This window comes from Methylobacterium sp. V23, from assembly GCF_002917135.1.
Lineage (GTDB): Bacteria > Pseudomonadota > Alphaproteobacteria > Rhizobiales > Beijerinckiaceae > Methylobacterium.
On record NZ_PDHT01000005.1, the window covers coordinates 92,438 to 115,103 of the forward strand.

The 22,666-nt window shown below is 69.3% G+C and carries 19 protein-coding genes; 13 read left to right on the forward strand and 6 right to left on the reverse strand.

Annotated elements, in window-relative coordinates:
* Positions 1-243: 243 nt before the first annotated feature.
* The 5 genes from CRT23_RS07095 (at position 244) to CRT23_RS07115 (ending at position 5,768) form a co-directional block, all read left to right on the forward strand.
* Entirely contained in the window at positions 244-1,419 is a 1,176-nt protein-coding gene (locus CRT23_RS07095) for an aminotransferase class V-fold PLP-dependent enzyme (RefSeq protein ID WP_103709132.1), read from the forward strand.
* A gap of 293 nt (positions 1,420-1,712) precedes the next feature.
* A complete protein-coding gene (locus tag CRT23_RS07100; RefSeq protein ID WP_245436021.1) occupies positions 1,713-3,035 on the forward strand; it encodes an MFS transporter in 1,323 nt (440 codons plus the stop codon).
* 150 nt (positions 3,036-3,185) lie between these two features.
* Entirely contained in the window at positions 3,186-4,433 is a 1,248-nt protein-coding gene (locus CRT23_RS07105; protein WP_103709134.1) for a CoA transferase, read from the forward strand.
* Positions 4,430-5,215: an enoyl-CoA hydratase gene (locus tag CRT23_RS07110; protein WP_103709135.1), complete on the forward strand. Its 786-nt coding sequence runs from the start codon at positions 4,430-4,432 to the stop codon at positions 5,213-5,215. Before CRT23_RS07105 ends, CRT23_RS07110 begins: the two co-directional genes overlap by 4 nt.
* A gap of 13 nt (positions 5,216-5,228) precedes the next feature.
* Positions 5,229-5,768 (forward strand): gamma carbonic anhydrase family protein, encoded by a 540-nt coding sequence (locus tag CRT23_RS07115; protein ID WP_103709136.1) that lies wholly within the window; start codon positions 5,229-5,231, stop codon positions 5,766-5,768.
* A 236-nt stretch (positions 5,769-6,004) separates the two neighbouring features.
* Here CRT23_RS07115 and CRT23_RS07120 read toward each other — a convergent pair whose 3' ends face one another.
* On the reverse strand, positions 6,005-6,898 hold the full coding sequence (locus CRT23_RS07120) for a LysR substrate-binding domain-containing protein (RefSeq protein WP_103709137.1): 894 nt from the start codon (positions 6,896-6,898) through the stop codon (positions 6,005-6,007).
* Between the two features lie 111 nt (positions 6,899-7,009).
* Between CRT23_RS07120 and CRT23_RS07125 the strand changes: the two genes are divergently transcribed.
* From CRT23_RS07125 to CRT23_RS07140, 4 genes are all read left to right on the forward strand, one after another.
* Complete coding sequence (locus CRT23_RS07125) at positions 7,010-7,762, forward strand: SDR family oxidoreductase (RefSeq protein ID WP_103709138.1); 753 nt, start codon at positions 7,010-7,012, stop codon at positions 7,760-7,762.
* Positions 7,763-8,045: 283 nt separating this feature from the next.
* The gene (locus CRT23_RS07130; protein ID WP_103709139.1) at positions 8,046-8,831 is read left to right on the forward strand and encodes an alpha/beta hydrolase; all 786 of its coding nucleotides are present in this window, start codon (positions 8,046-8,048) and stop codon (positions 8,829-8,831) included.
* 704 nt (positions 8,832-9,535) lie between these two features.
* A complete protein-coding gene (locus CRT23_RS07135; protein WP_244477308.1) occupies positions 9,536-10,105 on the forward strand; it encodes a helix-turn-helix transcriptional regulator in 570 nt (189 codons plus the stop codon).
* Between the two features lie 256 nt (positions 10,106-10,361).
* The gene (locus tag CRT23_RS07140; RefSeq protein ID WP_146056337.1) at positions 10,362-10,604 is read left to right on the forward strand and encodes a hypothetical protein; all 243 of its coding nucleotides are present in this window, start codon (positions 10,362-10,364) and stop codon (positions 10,602-10,604) included.
* Between the two features lie 285 nt (positions 10,605-10,889).
* Here CRT23_RS07140 and CRT23_RS07145 read toward each other — a convergent pair whose 3' ends face one another.
* Complete coding sequence (locus CRT23_RS07145; RefSeq protein ID WP_103709141.1) at positions 10,890-11,909, reverse strand: PAS domain-containing protein; 1,020 nt, start codon at positions 11,907-11,909, stop codon at positions 10,890-10,892.
* Between the two features lie 479 nt (positions 11,910-12,388).
* Between CRT23_RS07145 and pyk the strand changes: the two genes are divergently transcribed.
* The 3 genes from pyk (at position 12,389) to CRT23_RS07160 (ending at position 15,300) form a co-directional block, all read left to right on the forward strand.
* Positions 12,389-13,810 (forward strand): pyruvate kinase, encoded by a 1,422-nt coding sequence (pyk, locus tag CRT23_RS07150; RefSeq protein WP_055952506.1) that lies wholly within the window; start codon positions 12,389-12,391, stop codon positions 13,808-13,810.
* 300 nt (positions 13,811-14,110) lie between these two features.
* The gene (locus CRT23_RS07155) at positions 14,111-14,764 is read left to right on the forward strand and encodes a FecR family protein (RefSeq protein ID WP_162242046.1); all 654 of its coding nucleotides are present in this window, start codon (positions 14,111-14,113) and stop codon (positions 14,762-14,764) included.
* Between the two features lie 140 nt (positions 14,765-14,904).
* Positions 14,905-15,300, forward strand: coding sequence for a DUF3307 domain-containing protein (locus CRT23_RS07160; RefSeq protein ID WP_103709142.1), 396 nt, complete (start codon positions 14,905-14,907; stop codon positions 15,298-15,300).
* Positions 15,301-15,321: 21 nt separating this feature from the next.
* On the opposite strand, the gene CRT23_RS07165 is transcribed toward CRT23_RS07160, so the two are convergent.
* Positions 15,322-17,448 carry an adenylate/guanylate cyclase domain-containing protein gene (locus tag CRT23_RS07165; protein WP_103709143.1) on the reverse strand — a complete coding sequence of 709 codons (2,127 nt, stop codon included), beginning with the start codon at positions 17,446-17,448 and terminating at the stop codon, positions 15,322-15,324.
* 174 nt (positions 17,449-17,622) lie between these two features.
* On the opposite strand from CRT23_RS07165, the gene CRT23_RS07170 reads away from it, so the two are divergent.
* Positions 17,623-18,891, forward strand: a complete 1,269-nt coding sequence (locus CRT23_RS07170) for an EAL domain-containing protein (RefSeq protein ID WP_146056338.1) — start codon at positions 17,623-17,625, stop codon at positions 18,889-18,891.
* 63 nt (positions 18,892-18,954) lie between these two features.
* Here the strand turns inward: CRT23_RS07170 and CRT23_RS07175 are convergent, their stop codons facing one another.
* The 3 genes from CRT23_RS07175 to CRT23_RS07185 form a co-directional block, all read right to left on the reverse strand.
* Positions 18,955-20,619 (reverse strand): OFA family MFS transporter, encoded by a 1,665-nt coding sequence (locus tag CRT23_RS07175; RefSeq protein ID WP_103709145.1) that lies wholly within the window; start codon positions 20,617-20,619, stop codon positions 18,955-18,957.
* Between the two features lie 291 nt (positions 20,620-20,910).
* Positions 20,911-21,930, reverse strand: coding sequence for an arsenic resistance protein (locus CRT23_RS07180; RefSeq protein WP_103709146.1), 1,020 nt, complete (start codon positions 21,928-21,930; stop codon positions 20,911-20,913).
* Positions 21,930-22,565, reverse strand: a complete 636-nt coding sequence (locus CRT23_RS07185) for a DUF938 domain-containing protein (RefSeq protein WP_103709147.1) — start codon at positions 22,563-22,565, stop codon at positions 21,930-21,932. Before CRT23_RS07185 ends, CRT23_RS07180 begins: the two co-directional genes overlap by 1 nt.
* Positions 22,566-22,666: the final 101 nt, after the last annotated feature.

Sequence of the window (22,666 nt, forward strand, 5' to 3'; positions counted from 1 at the left end):
AGAATTATCAGCCGCCGCGGCCGCGGTCGAGGGCGATCGAGCGCAAAATAATGCTTGTGTCTTCCAAAAATGAATGCAAATTTTTGGTCGACTGAACCGGATGCGGATCGTATCGACGACAATCCAGCGCCGTTCGCCACCGTAGGCCGTGGCGCTGCCCTTGTCCCGCGACCTGCCAGCGTCGCCTGGCGCACCCGCCCGCCAGCTTCGCCTGGCACACCTGAAACGCCTGCGAGGCCCCCGATGACGACACGGACCGGACGCCACTTCCTGCACATCCCGGGCCCGAGCCCGGTGCCCGAGCGCGTGCTGCGCGCCATGGACATGCCGGTGATCGACCATCGCGGTCCGGATTTCGCCAAGCTCGGACGGGCGGTGCTGGAAGGCGCGCAGGCCGTGTTCCAGACCCGCGCGCCGGTGATCCTGTATCCCGGCTCGGGCACCGGGGCCTGGGAAGCCGCCATCGTCAACACGCTCTCGGCCGGCGACCGGGTCCTGATGTTCGAGACCGGCCACTTCGCCACCCTGTGGCGCCAGATGGCGGCCCGCTGGGGGATCGAGGTCGAGTTCGTTCCCGGCGATTGGCGCCGGGGCGTCGATCCGGCCAAGGTCGAGGCGATCCTGGCCGAGGACCGCGCGAAGGCGATCAAGGCCGTGATGGTGGTCCATAACGAGACCTCCACCGGCGTCACCAGCCGCATCGCCGAGATCCGCAAGGCCATCGACCGGGCCAACCACCCGGCCCTGTTCCTGGTCGATACCATCTCGGGCCTCGGCTCGGCCGAGTATGCCCACGACGCCTGGGGCGTCGACGTCTCGGTGAGCTGCTCGCAGAAGGGCCTGATGCTGCCGCCGGGCCTCGGCCTCGTCGCCCTCTCGGACAAGGCGCTCGCCGCCACCAAGACCGCGACCCTGCCGCGTTCCTACTGGGACTGGCAGGAGATGCTGAAGCCGAACGCGGCGGGCTACTTCCCTTACACGCCGGCGACCAACCTGCTCTACGGCCTGCGCGAGGCCATCGCCATCCTGATGGAGGAGGGCCTGCCCCAGGTCTTCGCCCGTCACCAACGCCTCGCCGCGGCCACCCGCGCCGCCGTGGAGGCCTGGGGCCTGGAGGTCCTGTGCCAAGAGCCGTCCGAGTACTCGCCCGTGCTCACCGCCGTGGTGATGCCGGAGGGCCATGACGCCGACGCCCTGCGCACGCTCATCCTCGAGAAGTACGACCTCTCCCTCGGCACCGGCCTCGCGAAGGTCGCCGGCAAGGTCTTCCGCATCGGCCATCTCGGCGAGACCAACGACCTCATGCTGATGGCCGCGCTCTCCGGCGTCGAGATGGGCCTCAAGGCGGGCCGCGTGCCGCACAAGGCCGGCGGCGTCCTGGCGGCCATGGAAACGCTGCGCTCCGGCCTCGACGACTGAGCGACCCCTCCGGCGGACCCGACGGATCGGGTCCGACACGCCGTCGTTCCGGGGCGCCGCCGGCGCGCCCCGGATCCCGATCCGCCGACGGTGCCGGACGCGATGAGACCGATGGTCCTGAAATCCCGGGCTCCGCTGCGCGGCCCCGGGCTGACGGAGGGCCTAGGACGACGAAGACCTCGAAGAAACCAAAGCCCGTCACGTCAGCCGATCACACCGATCCTGCGTGCCCCCGCAAAGAAGCCCGGCGATCAGACCGGGCGGGGTGTCGCGTTCAACTGGAGGAAACCCCGATGACGCCAGCAAGTGGACGCGTCTCCGCGTCAGGCCCTGCCAAACGACGCGTCTCCGCGTCGAACATGGTGCTGTTCCTGCTCTGCCTGATGTACTTCGTCACCTATCTCGACCGGGTGAACATCGCCACGGCGGGCGGCGAGATCATGAAGGATCTCGGCATGTCGAACACCCAGTTCGGCCTGATCCTGTCCGCCTTCGCCTACCCCTACGCCATCTTCCAGGTCATCGGCGGCTCGGTGGGCGACAAGTTCGGCGCCCGGCGCACGCTCCTGGTCTGCGGCCTGATCTGGGCCTCGGCCACGATCCTGACCGGCCTCGTCGGCGGCTTGGTCAGCCTGTTCCTCGCCCGCGTCCTGCTCGGCTTCGGCGAGGGCGCAACCTTCCCCACCGCCACCCGCGCCATGCAGAACTGGACGGCGCCGGGCAAGCGCGGCTTCGCGCAGGGCATCACGCACGCCTTCGCGCGCCTCGGCAACGCGGTGGCGCCGCCCATCGTCGCCGTCCTGATCTACCACGTCGGCTGGCGCATCGGCTTCGTCGTCCTGGGGGTCGCGAGCTTCGCCTGGGTCGTGGTCTGGTACCTGTATTTCCGCGATGACCCCAAGGACCACCCGGCCATCACGCCGGAGGAACTCGCGGTGCTGCCCGAGCCGCGCAAGGTCGGCGCCAAGCAGAACATCCCCTGGAGCCGCCTGACGATGCGGATCCTGCCCGTGACCCTGACGTACTTCTGCTACGGCTGGACGCTGTGGCTGTTCCTCGGCTGGCTGCCGAGCTTCTTCAAGCTCAATTACGGCCTCGACCTGAAGAACTCGGCGCTGTTCGCCTCCGGCGTGTTCTTCGCCGGCGTCGTCGGCGACACCCTGGGCGGCGTCTTCAGCGACCGCATCCTTAAGAAGACCGGCAACCTCAAGCTCGCCCGGCTCAGCGTGATCGTGGTCGGCTTCCTCGGGGCGGCCGCGAGCCTGACGGGCGTGTTCTTCACCAAGGACCTGACCCTGGTGGCGCTGCTGCTGAGCTCGGGCTTCTTCTTCGCGGAGCTCGTCATCGGGCCGATCTGGTCGGTGCCGATGGACATCGCGCCGACCTACTCGGGCACGGCGGCCGGGTTGATGAACACCGGCTCGGCGGTGGCGGCGATCATCTCGCCGATCGTCTTCGGGATGATCGTCGACATGACGGGGAGCTGGACCCTGCCCTTCGTCGGCTCGATCGGCCTCTGCCTGCTGGGCGCCGGCCTCGCCTTCACCATGCACCCCGAGCGCCCCTTCGTGGAGGAGCCCGCGGTGCCGCTGGGGCGGGCCGTTCCGGCGGAGTGAGGCGTTTCCCCCCTCCCCCGTGCGGGGAGGGGTCCGGGGCGGTTGAGCCTCCCTCGCGGTGCCGAGGCCGGCGGAGCCGCCCCCACCTTCCATGCCTCCCCGCGAGGGGGAGGAGAGCTGCGTAGCGCAAGACACAGGGAACCGCGCACGATGGACGAAGCCGTGCAGGACACGACCGACCCCCGGTCCCGCCCCCCGACCGGCCCCCTGCCCCTCGCGGGCCTGCGCGTCCTCGACGTGACGCAGGTGATGGCGGGGCCGGTCTGCAGCATGCTGCTCGCCGATCTCGGGGCGGACGTGATCAAGATCGAGCCGCCCGGCACCGGCGACCAGACCCGGGGCGCCATGGGGTTCAAGATGAAGGGGCCCGACAGCATGGGCTTCCTCAACATGAACCGGAACAAGCGCAGCCTCGCCCTCAACCTGAAGAGCCCGGCCGGGCGCGATCTCCTCCTCGACATGGCCGAGACCGCCGACATCGTGGTCGAGAACTACCGCCCCGGCGTGATGGCCCGGCTCGGCCTCGGCTACGAGGCGATGCGGGCGCGCAACCGCGGCCTGATCTACGCCAGCATCTCGGGCTTCGGGCAGACCGGCCCCTGGGCCAAGCGGCCGGGCTACGACCTCATGGCCCAGGCCATGTCGGGCGTCATGAGCGTCACCGGCCATCCGGGCGGTCCGCCCGTGAAGGCCGGCGTGCCGGTGGCCGACATCGGCTGCGCGCTCTTCGCGGTCTACGGGATCCTCAGCGCCTATATCGGCCGGCAGGCCAGCGGCGAGGGCCAGTACATCGACGCCTCGCTGTTCGATTCGGCGCTGGCCTTCTCGATCTGGGATACGAGCGAGTACTGGGGCACCGGCCGGATCCCCGAGCCGCTCGGGACCGCCAACCGCATGAGCGCGCCCTATCAGGCGGTTCAGGCGGCGGACGGCTACTTCGTGATGGGCGCGACGAACCAGAAGCTCTGGCGCCTGCTCTGCGGCGTGCTCGGGCGGGAGGACCTGCTGGCGGACGCGCGCTTCCAGGACATCGCCGGGCGCCTCGCCCACCGCGAGGCCCTGATCGCCGAACTGGAGACGAGCTTCGCCGCCAAGAACGCGGAGGACTGGGTGACCGATCTGCTGGCCGCCGGCATCCCGGCCGGGCGCATGAACACCTATCCGGAAGCCTTCGAGAGCGAGCACGGCCGGCACCGGGCGATGCGCATCGAGGTGCCCCACCCAATCGAGGGCAGCGTGCCCAACATCGGCTTCCCGGTGAAGCTCTCGGGCACGCCTGCCCAGGTCCGCCGCCACGCGCCGCTGCTCGGCGAGCACGCCGACGAGATCCTGGCGGAGCTCGGCCTGTCCGAGGCGGCGATCGAGCGCCTGCGCGCGGAGGGGGCCTTCGCCGCATGAGCGAGACCCAGGATACGGGCGCCGTTCGCTACCGGGTCGAGGGCGGTGTCGCGCACCTGACCTTCGACCGGCCGGCCACCCGCAACGCCCTCACCTTCGCGATGTACGAGGCGCTGGCGGAGAGCCTGGCGCGGATCGAGGCCGACCCCTCCGTGCGCGTCGCCGTCCTGCGGGGCGCCGGCGGTAAGGCCTTCGTGGCCGGAACGGATATCGAGCAGTTCGTCGGTTTCACGGGCGCGGACGGCGTCGCCTACGAGGCCCGCATTGAGGGCTACGTCGCCGGGCTGGAGCGCTGCCGCGTGCCGACCGTGGCGGTGATCGAGGGCTGGGCGGTGGGCGGCGGCCTCGCCATCGCCAATGCCTGCGACATCCGGGTGGCGCAGGCCGGGGCCCGCTTCGGGGTGCCGATCGCCCGGACCCTGGGCAACTGCCTCTCGCCGGCCAACCTGCGCCGCCTCACCGCGACCCTGGGCCAGGGCCTCGTCACCCGCATGATGCTGCTCGCCGAGATGCCGACCGCCGAGACCCTGGCGCCGCTCGGCTACCTCGCCGCCGTGGCCGAGGCCGATCGGCTCGACGCCGAGGTGGCGGCAATCTGCGAGCGCCTCCTCGGCCATGCCCCCGTGACCATGCGGGTCACCCGTGCGATGCTGCGCCGGCTCGAGCTGGACCCGCAGGCCGAGGCGACGGACCTCATCGCGGAATGCTATGGCAGCCGGGATTTTGCGGAAGGCGTCGAGGCCTTCCTGGCCAAGCGCCCCGCGGCCTGGACCGGAACCTGAGCGAGGACGCCGCATGACCCTCTACGCCCTCGGCCCGCACCACCCGCAGCTCGCGGACCCGGACAGCACCTGGATCGCCCCGGGTGCCCACGTGGTCGGGCGCGTCCATCTCGGCCGAAATGTCTCGATCTGGTTCGGCTCCGTCCTGCGCGGCGACAACGACGAGATCCGGATCGGGGACCGGACCAACATCCAGGACGGGGCCGTGCTGCATGCCGATCCCGGCTTCCCCCTGCACCTGGGAGATGATGTCACCGTCGGGCATCGGGCCATCGTGCATGGCTGCACCATCGGGGCCGGCAGCCTCGTCGGCATGGGCGCCACCATCCTCAACGGCGCCCGCATCGGCCGCAACTGCCTGATCGGGGCCAATGCGCTCGTCACCGAGGGCAAGGCGTTTCCCGACAACAGCCTCATCGTCGGTGCTCCCGCCCGGGCCGTCCGTACCCTCGACCCGGAGAGTGCGGAGCGCCTGACGCAGACTGCTGGCAATTACGTCGCCAACGGCCGCCGCTTCCGCCAGGATCTGCACGCGCTCCCCGAAGACGCCTGACCGAGACCGGCGCCGGCACGGGGGGCCTGGTCGTCGTCACCCATGGTTCGCGGGTGGCAGGCCCTCGCGAAACCCACGAGGTCCCCGCCCTGCCCGGCTGACGCTCGGGATCGTCCGCCCGCGACCCTGGGCGCTTGCTCAGACCGGCATCGACGCTTCCCGGGAGCGCTCCTTCCTCGACCGTCTGCGTTCCGATACGCGCGCGGCGCCGAGCATCAACCCCCGGTCTGGCGCCGTCACAGGTCCGGAAACTCTCTCGCCAGGTGGTCGATCAGCGCGCGGACGGTGGGTGGCAGACCGCGGCGGGTCGTGAACACGATATGCACGATGCCGTCCTTGCTCCGCCAGTCCCGGAACACGCGGACGAGCTTGCCCGCGTTCATGTACGCTGCGCATGCGTGATCAGGCAGGAAGGCGACGCCCAGTCCGTTTGCCGCGGCATCGCAGAGAACGGTGTAGTCCCCGCAGGTCAGCCGCGGCTCATGGCGCAGCACCTGCGCCGTCCCGTCCTCGCGTTCAAGCCTCCAGGTGGTTTCGCCCGCCTCGTCGCTCGTACTCATGGTCGGAACGGAGGCGAGGTCGGCAAGATCCGCACCGAGGCCGCTCGCAACCTGCGGGCTGGCGACGAGGATCCAACGGGAACGTCCGAGCGACCGCATCGTGAGGGACGCATCGCTCGTCAACTCGTGGCGAACGCGGAGCGCGACGTCGATCCGCTCCCCGATCAGGTCGACGGCGCGGTTCGAGACGACGAGTTGGAGGTGGACCTTCGGGAAGCGGTCGAGAAAGCCGCGCACGATGGCCGACACCACCTTCACCAGATTCGGCGGACAACTCATCCGGATGCGCCCGTGCGGCTCGGCCTGCGCTTCCGCAACGAGCGCTTCCGCCCGCTCCGCTTCCAGCATCATGGCCCGGCAGCGCTCGTAAAAGGTCTGCCCGATCTCGGTCACGCGGAAACGTCGACTTGAGCGCTCGATCAGCCGCACCCCGAGCCGCGCCTCCAGCGCCGCGACGCGGCGGCTCAGCTTCGATTTCGGCTCGCGAAGCACCCGACCTGCGGCGGTGAAGCCGCCATGGGCGACGACCTCGGCGAAGGTGACGTAGTCGTTGAGGTCTGAGCGCATCATCGTTCCTCGATTGGAACGCTACGTGCCAGATTTGCGACCTATCCGCATCATCGTTCTGCGGCCATCTCTCTTGGCAACGGCTCACACGCCGCTGGACTCGGGAGAACGACGATGACCGGTAGGTTTCAAGACAAAGTGGTGGTGGTGACAGGCGGCACCAGCGGCATCGGCCTCGCCGCCGCCAAAGCGTTCGCGCAGGAGGGCGCTTCGGTGTTCGTCACCGGGCGGCGCCAGGATGTGCTCGACGCCGCAGTGACGGAGATCGGCGGCCAGGTCACGGGTCTGCGCGCCGACATGTCCGACCTCGCCGACATCGACCGGGTCTACGAAGCCGTCCGGCAGCGGCACGCTCAGATCGACGTCCTGTTTGCGAATGCCGGTGGCGGCGACATGCTTCCGCTCGGGGCCATCACCGAGGCGCATTACCAGCGGACGTTCGACACCAACGTGAAGGGCACGATCTTCACCGTGCAGAAGGCGCTCCCTCTGCTGAAGGACGGCGCGTCGATCGTTCTCAACGGTTCCAACGCCGGCTCGTCGGGAACGCCCGCGTTCAGCGTCTACAGCGCGAGCAAGGCCGCAGTGCGCAACCTGGCGCGTAGCTGGATCCTCGACCTCAAGGATCGTCGCATCAGGGTGAACGTCGTCAGCCCGGGGCCGACCGAGACGAACGGGCTGAACGATGTGTTCGGCGGCGGCGATCAGGCGCGGGGCATCAAGGATTTCCTCGCCACGCAGATCCCGGCCGGCCGGATCGGCCGGCCCGAGGAGATCGCCAAGGCCGTGCTGTTCCTGGCCTCGGACGATGCCAGCTTCATCAACGGGGCGGAATTGTTCGTCGACGGCGGACTGACCCAGATCTGATCACACCGGCCGGCAGCCCGAGCCCCTTGGGCCGTCGGCTTCGGACGACACGGGCGGCGCCCTCGCCGGGGAAGGCGTGATCCGAGCTCCAACCGCATCGGCGGCTTTCTGGAACGGTCGCGCTTGGATTGCGGGACCGCACGCCCAGTCTGGCTCTGCTTGCGTGCTGAGCGAAGCTCCGAAAGCTCAAGCGTTACACATGAAACCGAAACACGCGACTTCATAATCGATACGCAAGACAGCATGCATAGCGTCATGCTCTAAGCAAAAGGCGGAGATCACGATGTCGGAACTCAGCATCAATGGCATGAAGATGGTCTATGACGAAGTCGGAAGTGGGTCGAATCCGCCTGTTCTGCTGGTACACGGATGGGGGTGCAACCGCTCATTCATGAAACGCCAACAGGAATTCTTCGGACAGACCCGGAGGGCCATCGCGGTTGATCTTCGTGGTCATGGAGAAAGCGATGCTCCAACCGAAGACTACACCGTCAGTAACTTCGCCAACGACCTCGCGTGGGTTTGTCTCAAACTCGACATTGAAAAGCCGATTGTCGTTGGACATAGCATGGGTGGGACGATCGCGCTCGAATTTGGAGCAAGTCACCCGGATATCGCGGCGGCCGTGGTCATGGTCGACAGCTATGTCTGCCTGCCAACGCCATTCCGGGATGCGATGGAGATATTCAGCGAACAGCTGAAGGGGGAGGACTACCTCAAGGCCATCGAAGTGAGCCTTGCAGGTTTGTACATACCGGGAGAAGATCCAAGTATCCGAGATGCGTTCTTTGGCTCGCTTCGCAGGACACACCAGCGTGTTCTCACACAAGCTTTTGACGAACACATTCTGAACTACGATGCAGAGCCGGTTGCCGCGCGCTGCACAGTGCCGATCGCCTATATTGGCGCAGACACTTCGAGCGCGAACGTCGGCCGTTTGCGCGAAGTCCAGCCTCAGATCAAGGTCGGGCAGACGATCGGGTCAGGTCACTTCTCAACACTTCTCGTGCCCGATCAGATCAACGCCATGATCCGTGACTTTGCCCAGGCCTATGTGAGGGGCTGGTGACATGAGGCGCCGCTGAGCAAGGCATCGTCGCCGAGATTGCTGAAGGCGAAGAGCAGTTCAGCCTGGCTCTGAGCGGACTGCATCGTTCTGCACTCGGCAAGCTCGGTGTCTCGCTTGCAGCCGAAGCTCCGCTCCTGTTCATCGAGCCATTGTCCATCGGCCACCTCGCGTCGAGTCGCCGGATGGTCGACGTCTTTTGGGCTGGGGCAATGGCCGTCCGAGCGGCCGGGTCCGGTCGAGAGCACGCGTAAGGCCTGCGATGCTCGGGAGCGGACCGGTAGCCATCCAGCCGCAGCGGACCCACACCAATCGGAACCAAGCGCCGGATTCCGACCACGCGGGGCCATGGACTGGCCGAGACACCCCGCACGAAGCATTGGCCGGTCCGTGATCCGTCGTCAAACCGGCAATCGGGCTTCGCCAGGCACCGCTCCGGACCGTTCCGGCGGTTGCCCCTGCCGCTAGGTCCTGTACGCGAGCGTCCAGGTGTCCTGGTGCAGCTGTCCGGCCCTCGCGAAAACGTCTGCAGATCGCAGGGTTCTGGTCATCTTCGATCCCGCGATCCATTAGGACTGTCAGGATAGATCAGTATCCGTGGATCTGCGGACGTATTGACCACACGCGAATATTGCCTAACGTAACCCGACACGGTCGCTGCGCCGGGCTGGCATCGGGATAGGTATGTCGCGACCATGCTTGTCGGGATGCCATTCTTGCGGGTCTTCGACCGAATGGGTTACGGCGGGCTCGTGCTCTCGACGCATGGGCATGTGCTGGCCCTCAACGACAGCGCGCGCCGCATCTTCCAGGCCATGTTCTGTCTCAGCCGGTCCGAGGTTGAGGTCGATGTGCTGGACGGTCTCGGGCGCGGGATCGTCAAGCGATTGCTCAATCAGGGTCGGGCCCGCTTTCAGCTGGACAGTGAGAACTGGATCCTGGTGGAGCGCCCCGACCAGCGCCCCCTGATCATGAATGCGGTGCCGCTCCCGATCGATGAGGTCGACGGGTCGCACTCCGTCCTCCTGCTGATCGACCTCGACGCAACGCCGATCCTCAACCACGGCGCCCTGGAACAGGTCTTCGGATTGACCCGCACCGAGGCGAAACTCGCCACCCTGATGGCGCAGGGTGCGACCCTCGCGGAAGCGGCGGCCCTCCAGGGTGTCCGCGTCGCCACCGTCCGGGCCCAGCTTCGGGCGATCTTCGCCAAGACGCACACCCATCGGCAGGCCGAACTGGTGATGCTGGTGTCCCGGCTCTCCAGCCTGCCCTGATCGGCGATCCGGCTCACGCGCGCGCGGCGCGGCCGAATGCAATTCATGGTCATGGCCTGCTGACCGATGAACATCCTAAGTTTCCATCAAATCTCGCACTGTGAGATATTGTATGCCAGCATGAAGTGAACAATCATAGCAAGCATATGTTGTCGCATCTGGGTGCGAATATTGATGGATCGTAGTCAGTTTAGGGGATGACGGCGTCTCGGTTTGGACGATCCTCGTGGCGTCGTAGAATCGACGGGAGGAAACAATGAAATATTTCAGTCCTGTGCTCGTCTTGGCCGGCCTGTCCCTGACTGTGATGGCCGCCGCACCGGCCACGGCTGCCGCGAAACAGCAGCGTCTCTCCGCGAAGTACACATCCCTGAACGCAGCGAAGCCGATCCCGACCGTGCCGGTCCAGCCCACTGCCGCGCGTCAGGATTTCGACGGAGACGGAACCGACATCGCCATCCGCCTCCAGGACGGTCATCACGGCGACGGCAGCCTCTGAGTCCAGCGGTCCGGCGCGACCGGGACCGGGCGCGGGACGCGGCCTGTTCCCGGGGATCGGGGCTGGGTCTTCGGATCCGGTCCTGTCTCCGCCGCGCCTCGGACGATCCGATCGACCCATGCGATCACGGCCGGCGCCCCATCGGTGCGCGCCGGTCCCCGATGGGACCGCGTCCGCGGGATGCGACCGTTTCGTGAGCGTGTGTTGCCGCGGGATCGTCCTGCCGCGGGATCGTTCTCGCCCGGGGGTTCCCGCCGGCCCGGACCGGTGCGGGAACCGTCGCCCTCAGCGACGCCCGACGGCGATGACGCCGCCGTCCAGGACGGAGAAGCGAATCCCGACGGTCCGCAGCGTCTCCACGGCCTTGTGCCGCGATCGCTGGGCCGTGCCGTCCGGGTGTTCCTCCATGCGCTTCACGGTGGACAGGGACAGGCCGGCGGCCCTGGCGAGATCGGACATCGACCAGTCCAGCAGGGCGCGGGCGGCGCGCAGGTGATGTCCGCCGATCGCCTGTTCGAGACCCTTCAGAAGCATGCCGAGGGGCGGGCTTCCCCGTGTTCCGAGGGGCCGCGCGAGGTTGCCCCAATCCACGACCTGGCCGCTCGCATCGGTGATCGGCACCGTGAAGATCTCGGAGCGCTCCCGCTTCCGGCCGGCGATGTAGAGGACGGGCTTCATCGTATAGACACGCCCGACCTGATGCGCCGCGAGGCTCACGGCGCGCCAGTGCTCCCGCTCCTCGGTCACCACCGCCAGGAACGCGTCATCGGCCGTCTCGTCCGGCGAGAGGCCGGTCAACTCGTAGGCCTCCTCCGAGAAGGTGTAGGCGTAGTCCGGATCGTTGGAGAAGGTCAGGGTCCGGGTGCGGTCGAACAGCGCCCGCCGGCGGCGCTGCTCCGCCGCCACGGCCCGTCTCAGGCTTTCCCGTTCGGTCACGTCGAGGACGCTTCCGACGATCCCCAGGGGACGTCCATCGGGGGCAAGGTTGAGCTCGCTGCGCACCGACAGGGCGCGGTGCGACCCGTCCGGCCGGATCACGCGAATCGTCTGCTTCCCCTGCGACACGTCCCGGATCAGGCCGGCGCCGCTCGCCATCCGGCCGCGATCCTCCGGATGCACCAGCCCGACCAACAGGTCGTAGCTCGGCCGGGTCGTCTGGGGATCGAGCCCGAGGATGCGGAACAAGCCGGGCGACCAGACATGCTGATCGGTGGCGAAGCGCCATCCCCACGTGCCGCTGATGCCGCGGCTCTCGAGAAGATGGAGGAAATGCCGCGACGAGAATTGTAGGCTGTCGACATCCATCGCCGGGTCGGATCTCCTGGTCGAGAAAATATCATAGGTTATTTTTCTCCTACAGCACTTGAGGAGAGCCACGGAAACCCTGCGCGAAATCAAATAATAGTGAGTACAGACCAACCTGAAATTGTAGTTGTAGTGCGAGAAAAACCTCTTCGTGTACGCTCCGGCCTGCCGAAGGCCGGTCGCGTTGCTGCCGCGGACGCGGTGGGAAGGGCTGCTGGGTGGCGTGACGGACGCGCCGTGCTCGGCGCCTGGCACCGGTGCCCGTGGGCTGGCCCGGCCCGAGGGACCTTCGTCCGGCGTTTACCCGTCCGTTAACCTGCGATAGGGTTTCGGCGTATTCCGAGGGTCGCCGGATCGTCCGGCCGGCCGCAATCGTCGCCGCTTGCTTCACCCGTCGGGATGACCGCGCGGACGGTGCACCCCGTCGTGATCCTCTGCCTTCACGCCAGGGAGGCGGCCGTGCGCGGCCGTGGGAACTCATGCGCCGCAACCGCCACGCCAAGATCGTCGCCACCGTCGGGCCCGCCTCGTCGTCGCCCGACATGCTGCACCGGCTCTTCGTGACCGGGGTCGACACCTTCCGCCTGAATTTCAGTCACGGCACGCAGGACGACCATGCCCGGGTCTACGCGGCGATCCGCACCCTGGAGCGGGAGACCGGGCGGCCCATCGGCATCCTGCAGGACCTGCAGGGACCCAAGATCCGCCTCGGCACCCTGGCGGGCGGGCGCCTCGACGTCGCGCCCGGCGAGACGCTGCGCTTCGTGCTCGAGGGCGCCGAGGGCGACCGGCATGCCATCCCCCTGCCCCATCGGGAGATCTTCCTGGCGGTGGCCCCGGGCCAGGACCTGCTCATCGACGACGGACGGGTGCGCGTCCGGGTCACTGGCCTGACCGGCGACAGCCTCACCGCCGAGGTGATCACCGGCGGGACGCTCTCGAACCGCAAGGGTGTGAACCTGCCCGGCACCCTGCTCGACCTCTCCCCGCTCACCGCCAAGGACCGGGCCGACCTCGCCTTCGGGCTGGAGCTCGGGGTGGACTGGGTCGCGCTCTCCTTCGTCCAGAAGCCCGCCGACCTCATCGAGGCCCGCGCCCTGATCGGCGACCGGGCCGGGCTGATGACCAAGGTCGAGAAGCCCCAGGCCCTGGAGCGGATCGACGACATCATCCGGCTGTCCGACGCCGTCATGGTGGCGCGGGGCGATCTCGGGGTCGAGATCCCGCACGAGGACGTCCCCGGACGGCAGAAGGAGCTGATCCGGGCCTGCCGGCTGGCGGTCAAGCCGGTGATCGTCGCCACCCAGATGCTCGATTCCATGGTCTCGGCCCCGACGCCGACCCGGGCCGAGGCCTCGGACGTGGCCACCGCGATCTATGACGGGGCGGACGCGGTGATGCTCTCGGCCGAATCCGCCACGGGGCAGTTCCCGGTCGAGACCGTGGCGATGATGGCGCGCATCATCCACCGGACCGAGACGCACAAGCTCTACCGCTCGCTGATCACCGCCACCGATCCGGGCGAGGAGGAGACGCCGCCCCATGCCGTCGCCAGCGCCACCGCGACCCTCGCCGATGCGGTGGGGGCGGCCGCCATCGTCGCCTACACCTTGAGCGGCACCACCGCGGCCCGGATCGCCCGGCGCCGGCCGCAGGTGCCGATCCTGGCCCTGACGCCGGATCTCGCGACCTCGCGCCGCCTGTGCCTGCTCTGGGGGGCGCACAGCCTGCGGGCCGACGAGGTCGATTCCTACGAGGCGATGGTGGCCAACGCCCTGGCTCACGCGGTGGAGGAGGGTTTCGCGCTGCCCCACGCCCGCGTGGTGATCACCGCCGGCATCCCCTTCGCGGTGGCCGGCACCACCAACAACATTCGCGTCGCGCAGGTGCCGCCCGCCTGAACCGGTCCGTCCTCGGCGCCGCGATCGGCGGGGGTGGGCAACAACCCGATTCCTGTGCACAACGTCGCCGAGAAACGCAGCAACCGGGCCGTTTCTCGTGTGTCGTCGACGGTCTAGGCGAGTTCCGGCAAGAAGAGGCGCCGGCCCGGCCCGGCGATCCAGGCTATTTAGCGATGCCTTAAGACCGCAGGCGTAGAACCCGGGCACGTGTACCGGTGCCTTGCCGTCGTTCAACCTGAGCGGACGTTCGCGTCCCCGTCCACGTGCCTGCTCTCCCGCCCTGCCACGTGGACGATGACCGTGACCCTGAAAACCGTCGGCGCCTTCGCTACCCTCTTCCTCGTCGGCGTCGCGCCGGCCGTCGCCGCGCCCCAGCAGGTCGGCGTGGTCGTCAAGGTCGACCGCCAGGCCGTCGCCTCCCAGTCCGGCCAGGCCCGCGACATGGCTCCCCAGGGGCCGGTGTTCTTCAAGGACATGATCCGCACCGGCGTCGAGTCGCGCCTGGAGGCCAAGCTCGCCGACGACACCGTCCTGACCCTCGGCGAGAGCGGCAAGATCACCGTGGACGAGTTCGTCTACAAGCCCGGCGCCCAGGGCGGGAAGCTTGCCCTCTCGGTGGCGCGCGGCGCCTTCCTCTTCGTTGGCGGCAAGATCGAGGGTCCGACCGGCGGCAACGTCGCGATCAAGACCGCGGTCGGCACCCTCGGGGTGCGCGGGACGACGGTCTGGGGCGGCGCCATCGACGGGGGCTTCGGCGTGCTCGTGCTCGACGGCGAGGTGATGCTGCGGACGAAGCGCGGCAGCGTCCTCATGCGCAAGGGCCAGGGCACGATGGTCTACAAGGGCCGGGCCCCCGAGGCGGCGGCACCCTGGCCGGAGGATCGCACCAAGCGGGCCGTGGCGACGGTCACGATCAGCGACCAGGCGCGCTTCGTCCCGACGCTCGGCCGCTGACAGACTCGCGAGCGGAGGTCGGACCGGTGGGCTTCCGCGCGCCGTTCCGCTAGCGTCCGCCGCCACCGCACCCGGGTGACCCCGCAACGCCCGGGCGGGACCGCGGTCCCGCGCCGCCCGACCTTCTGGAGACCGCCCTGGTGCAGGCCCTCGACACGCCCGTTCCCCTGTCGACCCTGGCGGCTCTCATGGTTGCAATGGCGGCCAAGCACTACCTGATCGACTTCGTGGTCCAGACCGACTGGATGGCCCGCGGCAAGGAGCGGGTCGCGGGCTGGGCGGCGCCGCTGGCCGTCCATGCCGGGACGCATGCCCTCGGCACCCTGGCGATCGCCCTGCTCTACAAGCCCGGCCTGTGGTGGCTCGCGCTCGTCGACTTCGTGGTCCACGGGCTGATCGACCGGGCCAAGACCCTGGTCGCCCACCGCACCCGCTGGCCCATGACCGACCCGCGTTTCTGGTGGCTGATGGGCTTCGACCAGTTCCTGCACCAGCTCACGAACATCGCCCTGGTGGTGCTTCTCGTCCTCGCCTGAGATCGTCCCGGCGGCTCCGCCTCAGGCCGCCATGCTGACGGAACGCTCGCCCGCCCGGATGCGGCGGGCATGGAGTGCCAGGATCGGGTCGTCCGGGTTCGCCGCGTGCAGGCGCAGCAGCGCCTCGGCCGCGCCGGCCTCCCCCGAGACCAGCCGTCCGAAGGCCTCGCGATAGGCGTCCAGCGCGTCGCTGGCCTGTCCCGTCGGCTCGAACACCTCGACGCCCACAGATTTGCCCTTCAGCATCAGCGTGCCGATCGGCCGGAAGCTGACGCCGGACACCTGGTCGCAGGTGGTTCGGGCGATGCAGATGCGGGTGCCGAGGGCCTTGTTGGCGGATTCGAGCCGCGCCGCCGTGTTGATCGCGTCCCCGTGCGCCGTGTAGTCGAAGCGGCGCGTCCCGCCGAAATTGCCGACCACAGCGCGTCCGGTGTTGATGCCGATGCGGGTGGCGCCGAACGGCACGCCCTTGGCCCGCTGCCGCTGCCGAAACGCTTCCGCGAAGCCGTCAAGGGCGAGGGCGCAGGCCACCGCCCGCTCGGCGTGGTCGGGCTGGTCGAGGGGCGCGTTGAACATGACGTGCACGGCGTCGCCGACGATCTTGTCGACGGTGCCGCCATGGGCCATCGCGATGGAGCACATGCCGTCCAGATAGGCGTTCAGTAGGTTGACCAGGGCCTCGGCACCCGAGGCCTCGGTCATCGCCGTGAAGCCTTCGAGGTCGGTGAAGAGGAACGTCATCTCGCGGCTCTCGCCGCCGAGCTTCAGCCGACCGGGATCGCTGGCCAGCACCGCCACCAGATCCGGCGACAGGTAGTGCGTGAACGCGGCGCGCAGGCGCTGGGCCGAGCGCTCCGAGCCGGCGTAGCGGGCGAGGCTCCCGCCCGCATGGGCGACGAGGAGGCCGAAGGTCGGCAGGGTCGGGTCGAGGAGGAGGCCGCCCCGGGCGAACAGCGCCAGGGTGGCGAAGGTCGGCACGGGCGCCAGGAAGGCCATGGCGAGCCCGGCGCTGCGCAGCCGCACGAAGCCGCAGGCCAGGGCGGCGGCGAGGCCGAGCAGCAGTGCCGCCACGATCTCCGCACCGAGGGCCCAGGCCGGACGACTGAGCGCCTGTCCGTTGACCGCCTGATCGAGGGCCATGGCGTGCAGGTTCACGCCGGGCTCGAACGGGGTCATCGGCGTCGGACGCAGATCCGACAACCCGACCGCGCTGGTCCCGAGGAAGATCGCACGGCCCTGGATCTCCGCGCGCAGGCCGGGACGCTGTTCGGGATCCAGCAGCCGCCAGGCCGGGATCGTCGGCGTCGAGCGGGCCGTCGGGTAGTGCAGGGCCAGAGCGCCGGAGCGATCGACGGAGAGGTCGACCGCTCCGACGCGGATCGTGTAGCCGGTCAGCGTCCCGCCGTCGCGCTCCGCCCGTACCGTGTAGCTCTCCTCGTCCTGCAGCACCCGCAGGGCGTCGAGGGCGAGCGAGGGCACCAGGCGGTCCCCGATTGTTGCGAGGAGCGGCAGGCGCCGGATGATTTCGTCGCTGCCGGCCGCGATGGCGAAGTTGCCGTGACCGGCGGCGGCCGCGTCGAGCACGGGCAGGTTCAGGACCGTGCCCTCGAAGTTCGGGACCGTCCCGGCGGGATCGCCGTCGATCGTCGCGAAGCCGGCACTGCGCGTCACGGGGGCGCCTTGCGCGTTCCGCGTCAGCGCGAAGCCCGCGACGACGCGGCCCCGCGCGAACACCGCCGCCAGGGTGGCATCGTGGTCCGGCAGGGGCGTCGCGGATTCCACCGCGCGGAAGCCGAAGCGTCGCGTCCAGTCCGGAACGAGGAGCGCGGGCGAGGTGCGGTCGGGCTCGGCGAAGACCATGTCGAGGGCGACGACGCCGGCGTCGAGGTCCTGCAGGGCCGCGACGAGGTCCGCCACCACGTGACGGGGCCACGGCCACTGGCCGTGCCGCTTCAGGCTCTCCTCGTCGATATCGACAACCCGGACCGCGGCGCCGTCGGTCTGGCGGGGGTTGATCCGCTGGAAGCTGTCGAAGGCCGCCTGCCGCAGGCGCTCGAACGGCTCTGGAACGGCGGTTCGCACGGCCAGCAGGGTGAGCACCAGGCCAAGGCCCACGCCCACCGGGACCAGGCGTCGTAACAGGAACATCGGGGCTGGGCTCCGCGCGGGGCGTCTTCGCGATCAGTCTCGCGCCGGCGTGCTGAGATCTCGTTAAGGATAGGACTCGGCCCGCGAAAGAAAGCGGTTGTCGTTCGCCAGCCCTTAACCGGGCCCCGCCACGCTTCGGCCCGGGCCATCACTGTGCCCAGCCTGGAACGTTCCGTGCCGAGTTCCCAAGCGACGACCCTGGACCATCATCACCTGCCGGCGGGTGCGCGCCTGTTCTCGGCCGGCGACGTAGGCGATGCCGCCTACCTCATCGTCAGCGGCCGGCTGGAGATCGTGCTCGAGCGTCCGGAGGGGGACCTCATCCTGGCGCATCGCGGGCCCGGCGAGATCGTCGGGGAAATGGCGATCCTCGATCACCAGCCGCGCTCCGCCGCGGTGCGGGCCCTGGAGGACAGCGAACTCGTCGTCATCACGGAGGAGCAACTCTCCCACCGCATCGCTCAGACCGATCCGATCCTGCGGATGTGCCTGGGCGTGGTGCTGGCGCGCTACCGGCAGACGGTGGCCATCCTCGAGCAGATGAAGGGCACTGCGCCGCCGCCGGTCCTCGGCGCCGATACACCCCCGTCCGAGACCTTCGCGGCCGCCCTCGGTGCCCTTTCGCTGGAGCGCGAGATCCGCGCCGGCCTGCGCAACGGCGAGTTCGAACTGTTCTTCCAGCCCATCGTGCGGCTGTCGTCGCGGCGGCTGGCCGGGTTCGAAGCCCTGATGCGCTGGCGCCACCCGACCCGGGGCCTGGTGCCGCCCATCGAATTCATCCCCGCCGCCGAGGCGTCCGGTCTCATCATCGACCTGACCGCGCATGCCTTCGCGGAAGTCGGGCGGGTCTTCCCCGAACTCATCCTCGCCGCCCAGGCCAATCCCGACGCGCTGGATGGTCCCCTCTTCATGACCGTCAACGTCTCGGGCCGCGACCTCGCCGGCGCCTCGTTCCCCGAGATGATCGCCGACTTCCTGGCCCGGACCCAGATCGCGCCCTCCAGCCTCAAGATCGAGGTCACGGAGAGCATGCTGATGGACAATCCCGAGCGCGCCGCCGCCACCCTCATGCAGTGCCGCAACGCCGGCCTCGGGATCGCGATCGACGATTTCGGAACGGGGTATTCCTCGCTGAGCTATCTCAGCACCCTGCCGGTGACGACCCTGAAGATCGACCGTGCCTTCGTGCGCACCCTCCTGGCCGATCAGACCAGCCGGGGCATCGTCCAGACGATCCTCCGGCTGGCCGACGATCTGGCCGTGTCCGTGGTGGCCGAGGGCATCGAGCAGGCCGCGGAGGCCGATCTTCTCGCCGGCATGGGCTGCGCCTTCGGGCAGGGGTATCATTTCGGGCGCCCCGCGCCCCTGGCCAGCGCGGTACAGGCGATCCGGACCTGGCCGGCGCCGGAGCCGGAGCGTCCCGGGCTTCGCCTGATCGCCTGAAAGCCCGACCGGTCGACCCGGCCGGGCGCGTCGGCGTTTCGTCCGGGAGGGCCGCGGCGGCCCTCAGCCGAACAGGATCATTACCTTCGAGACGGTGCTCCAGATCCCCCAGGCGATCGGAAGGCCGACGGCGACCCAGGCGAGGATCGCGAGGGGCGTGACGCCGCCCCGGCCGATGCCGGCATCGCCGGTGCGGCCCAGCGCCGTGGCGCTTCCGCCCTTCGCGCTGGCAGTCAGTTCGGCGTCGCTCATGAACCAGCGTGCCGCGAGCGGCCGGACCAGGAGGTTGGCGACGAAGCCGGCCGCGAGGAAGGCCGCCAGGATATACATCGTGCGGGTGTAGAGTGCCGCACCCTGGATGCCGGCATCGACCTGCGCCTGCCGGATCGCCGTCACCACGAAGGGGCCGACGACGCCGGCGGTCGACCAGGCGGTCAGGATCCGCCCGTGGATGGCGCCGACGAACTGCGTGCCGAAGATGTCGGCGAGGTAGGCCGGGATCGTGGCGAAGCCGCCGCCGTACATCGACAGGATCACGCAGAAGAAGGTCACGAACAGCGCCTTCGAGCCGATCGACGCCTCCCAGGGCGCGCCGGCATAGAGCAGGCATCCGAGGGCAAAGAAGGTGGCGTAGGTCACCTTGCGGCCGATCTTGTCGGACATGGAGGCCCAGAAGAAGCGTCCGAGGATGTTGAACAGCGACAGGAGGCCGACGAACCCGGCCGCCACCGCTGCGATCTGGGTCTTCTGGCCGGCATCGAGCTGTCCGAAGCCGACACCCGGCTGACCGATCAGGGCGCCGCCGAAGATCTCCTGCAGCATCGGCGATGCGAGGGCGAGCACGCCGATCCCCGCCGAGACGTTGAGGCAGAGAACCGCCCAGAGCAGCCAGAACTGCGGGGTCTTGTGGGCCCGGTCGAGGTGGACATGGCCCGAGGTGATCATCGCGCTCTTGGCCGCCGGCGCGGTCCAGCCGTCCGGCTGCCAGCCGGCCGGGGGCACGCGGTAGCCGAAGGCGCCGCAGAGCATCGCCACGCTGTAGAGCCCGCCCATCACCGCGAGGGTCTGCCAGACGCCGGTGGAATCGGGGGTCTTGAAGGTGTTGATCAACAGGGTGGCGAGCGGCGAGCCGATCATGGCGCCGCCGCCGAAGCCCATGATGGCCATGCCGGTGGCCATGCCGCGGCGGTCGGGGAACCACTTCACCAGGGTCGAGACCGGGGAGATGTAGCCGAGCCCGAGGCCGATGCCGCCGATCAGCCCCATGCCGAGCCAGATCAGCCAGAGCTGATGCCCGTAGACGCCGAGTGCGCCGATCAGGAACCCGCCGCCCCAGCAGAGCGCCGCCACAAGGCCGGCCTTGCGCGGGCCGGCCCGCTCCAGCCAGCCGCCGAACACGGCCGCCGAGAGGCCGAGCATGACGATGCCGATGGAGAAGACGATGACGAGGTCGCTGACGCGCCAGTCGCAGGTGGTGGTGAACAGGGCCGTGGCGAGGCTCATGTCCGGGCAGGCCGCCGGCGCGGGCTGGCCGACGCTCAGCGCCCTGGACAAGGGCAGCCAGAACACGGACAGACCGTAGGACATTCCGATGCAGAGATGGATGGCGAGGGCCGCCGGCGGGACCAGCCACCGGTTGAAGCCGGGCTTCGCGACGATCGCCTCGCGGGACAGCCACCCGGGCGTATGTGCGTCCGACAGGGACGCGTCAGAAACGCGAAGGTCCATTCCAGGCATTGCTCCCCCGATACGCCGCGGTGCAGCGATTTTTCGGGATTAAAGCATGGCGAGAAACGTCGTGCGACGGCGCTGAAGGCAAGCGTCGAACGTTTTGCTTGCCCTGTCAGGCGCTCCACCGTGTTTTCCGGCGCCTGATCGCAGGCCCGACTTGCATCCGGCGCGGCTGGCGGTTGCATCGTCTGGTCCGACGGGTCCTGCCGGCGATCTCACCCTTCGCATCCCGCGCGCCGACGCCGGCCACTGGTGGGTCGCCGGTCCGGATGGCCGGGTGAACGGCGGTCAGGGCGCGGACGCAGCGTGGTGGGACGGGCGCCCGAGCCGCGGGATCAACCGCACGTAAACCAGCTCGCTCATCAGTTCGACCAGCGTCTGCGTGACGATGACGGCCGGCAGCAGGGGCACTCCGCCCGGAACCGCGAAGGCCAGGGGCAGGACCACGAGCGAGTTTCGCGTCGCGGCGCTGAAGGCCAGGGTCCGCCCGGTGGGCGCGTCGAGCCGGAACACGCGCCCGGCGCCCCAGCCGATCAGCGGAGCGATCGCGGCGAAGGCTAGGTAGGCGGGGACCGCCTGCGCGGCCGCCGCCCAGCTCGGTCCGAGCTGCGGCAGCACCGCGGCGATCACCACGAAGAGGACCAGGGCGGTCGCCGGGACCGGCAGCAGCCCGAGCCCGGCCGCGGCCCGTTGTCCGCGGTGGCTCCGCCCGCTCCAGACCTGCACGGCCCCGGCGGCGGCCAAAGGCAGGACGATCAGCCAGCCGAAGGCGTGAAGGAAGGGGCCGACCTGCACGAACCGCCCCGCATCCGCGCCGATAAGAAGACGCAGGTAGAGCGGCAACAGCGCCATCTGGGCGAGGAGAAGCGCCGGGGTCGCGGCCAGCAGGATCCTGGCATTTGCCCGTCCGAGATGGGCGAAGGTCACCACGTAGTCGACGCACGGCGTCAGCAGCACCATCAGCACGCCCAGGCGCAGCTTCGGGTCGGCGGGAAGCAGGAGCGTGAGCCCGGCGACCAGCAGCGGGATCGCGAGGAAATTCACGGCCATCAGCGCCGCCAGGAAACGGGCGCCGGTGAAGGCGTGGCCCAGCTCCCGCAGGGGCACCTGCAGGAACGTCGCGAACAGCATCAGCGCCAGGGCCGGATTGATCCCCCGTTCCAGGGCCGCCGTTCCCGGCACCGTCAGAGCCGTCGCGGTCGCGGCGGCGACGGCCGCGAGGTAGAGCGCGATCTGACGGGCTTCGAGGCTGTCGCGCAGGGTTGCGACACGGTTGCCCGCGCGATGGTCCTGGGCGTCGGCGGCCATCAGGCCGGGGCCGCCGATGCCGGGCGGCGGAAGACCAAGCCGAGGTTGTTCGCCGGCAGGCCGACGCGGGTCTCGTGCCGCAGGCCGCGCCGCGCGGCCGCCTCCGCCACCGTCTCGAGATCGCGCACGCCCCAGCGCGGGTCCCGGGCACGCAGGTCCGCGTCGAAGGCCGCGTTGCTCTCGGAGGTGTGGCGGCCGCCCTCGCGAAAGGCGCCGTAGAGGAACAGGATGCCGCCCGGCGCGAGCGTGCGGGCGGCGCCGTCCATCAGCCCTTCCGTGGCCGACCACGGCGCGATGTGGACCATGTTGATGCAGAGGATGGCGTCGGCCCGCGCGATCGGCCAGGCGGCGTCGGCGGCGTCGAGCGCCAGGGGCGGCCGAAGGTTGGTGAGACCCGCGGCCTCCGCATGCGCCGCGATGCTGCGGCGATAGGCCGGCTCCGGGTCGCTCGGCTGCCAGGTCAGCGCCGGAAGGGCGGCCGCGAAATGCACCACGTGCTCGCCCGATCCGCTGGCGATCTCCAGGATCGTGCCGGTCTCGGGCAGGACGTCCCTCAGGACGCCGAGGATCGCCGCGCGATTGCGCGCCACCGCTGGCGCGACCAGCGCCTCACGTCCCACATCCCAGTCCTTCATCGTCCATCCGATCCTGTCGCGTCGCGGCGACCGTCATTCCAAATTCGCAACCCTGGCGCAAACGACGGAGCACGGCTGTTGCATCTCGACGCCGGAGGCAT

What these genes read in the sequence shown, in the direction of transcription:
- CRT23_RS07120 (WP_103709137.1), bottom strand. Translation starts at nt 6,898, where the DNA reads ATGATGCGCTCAGACCTCAACGACTACGTCACCTTCGCCGAGGTCGTC.
- CRT23_RS07180 (WP_103709146.1), bottom strand. Translation starts at nt 21,930, where the DNA reads ATGGCCGCCGACGCCCAGGACCATCGCGCGGGCAACCGTGTCGCAACC.
- CRT23_RS07095 (WP_103709132.1), top strand. Translation starts at nt 244, where the DNA reads ATGACGACACGGACCGGACGCCACTTCCTGCACATCCCGGGCCCGAGC.
- CRT23_RS07185 (WP_103709147.1), bottom strand. Translation starts at nt 22,565, where the DNA reads ATGAAGGACTGGGATGTGGGACGTGAGGCGCTGGTCGCGCCAGCGGTG.
- CRT23_RS07100 (WP_245436021.1), top strand. Translation starts at nt 1,713, where the DNA reads ATGACGCCAGCAAGTGGACGCGTCTCCGCGTCAGGCCCTGCCAAACGA.
- CRT23_RS07125 (WP_103709138.1), top strand. Translation starts at nt 7,010, where the DNA reads ATGACCGGTAGGTTTCAAGACAAAGTGGTGGTGGTGACAGGCGGCACC.
- CRT23_RS07110 (WP_103709135.1), top strand. Translation starts at nt 4,430, where the DNA reads ATGAGCGAGACCCAGGATACGGGCGCCGTTCGCTACCGGGTCGAGGGC.
- CRT23_RS07165 (WP_103709143.1), bottom strand. Translation starts at nt 17,448, where the DNA reads ATGTTCCTGTTACGACGCCTGGTCCCGGTGGGCGTGGGCCTTGGCCTG.
- CRT23_RS07130 (WP_103709139.1), top strand. Translation starts at nt 8,046, where the DNA reads ATGTCGGAACTCAGCATCAATGGCATGAAGATGGTCTATGACGAAGTC.
- CRT23_RS07115 (WP_103709136.1), top strand. Translation starts at nt 5,229, where the DNA reads ATGACCCTCTACGCCCTCGGCCCGCACCACCCGCAGCTCGCGGACCCG.
- CRT23_RS07140 (WP_146056337.1), top strand. Translation starts at nt 10,362, where the DNA reads ATGAAATATTTCAGTCCTGTGCTCGTCTTGGCCGGCCTGTCCCTGACT.
- CRT23_RS07145 (WP_103709141.1), bottom strand. Translation starts at nt 11,909, where the DNA reads ATGGATGTCGACAGCCTACAATTCTCGTCGCGGCATTTCCTCCATCTT.
- CRT23_RS07135 (WP_244477308.1), top strand. Translation starts at nt 9,536, where the DNA reads ATGCCATTCTTGCGGGTCTTCGACCGAATGGGTTACGGCGGGCTCGTG.
- CRT23_RS07105 (WP_103709134.1), top strand. Translation starts at nt 3,186, where the DNA reads ATGGACGAAGCCGTGCAGGACACGACCGACCCCCGGTCCCGCCCCCCG.
- CRT23_RS07175 (WP_103709145.1), bottom strand. Translation starts at nt 20,619, where the DNA reads ATGGACCTTCGCGTTTCTGACGCGTCCCTGTCGGACGCACATACGCCC.
- pyk (WP_055952506.1), top strand. Translation starts at nt 12,389, where the DNA reads ATGCGCCGCAACCGCCACGCCAAGATCGTCGCCACCGTCGGGCCCGCC.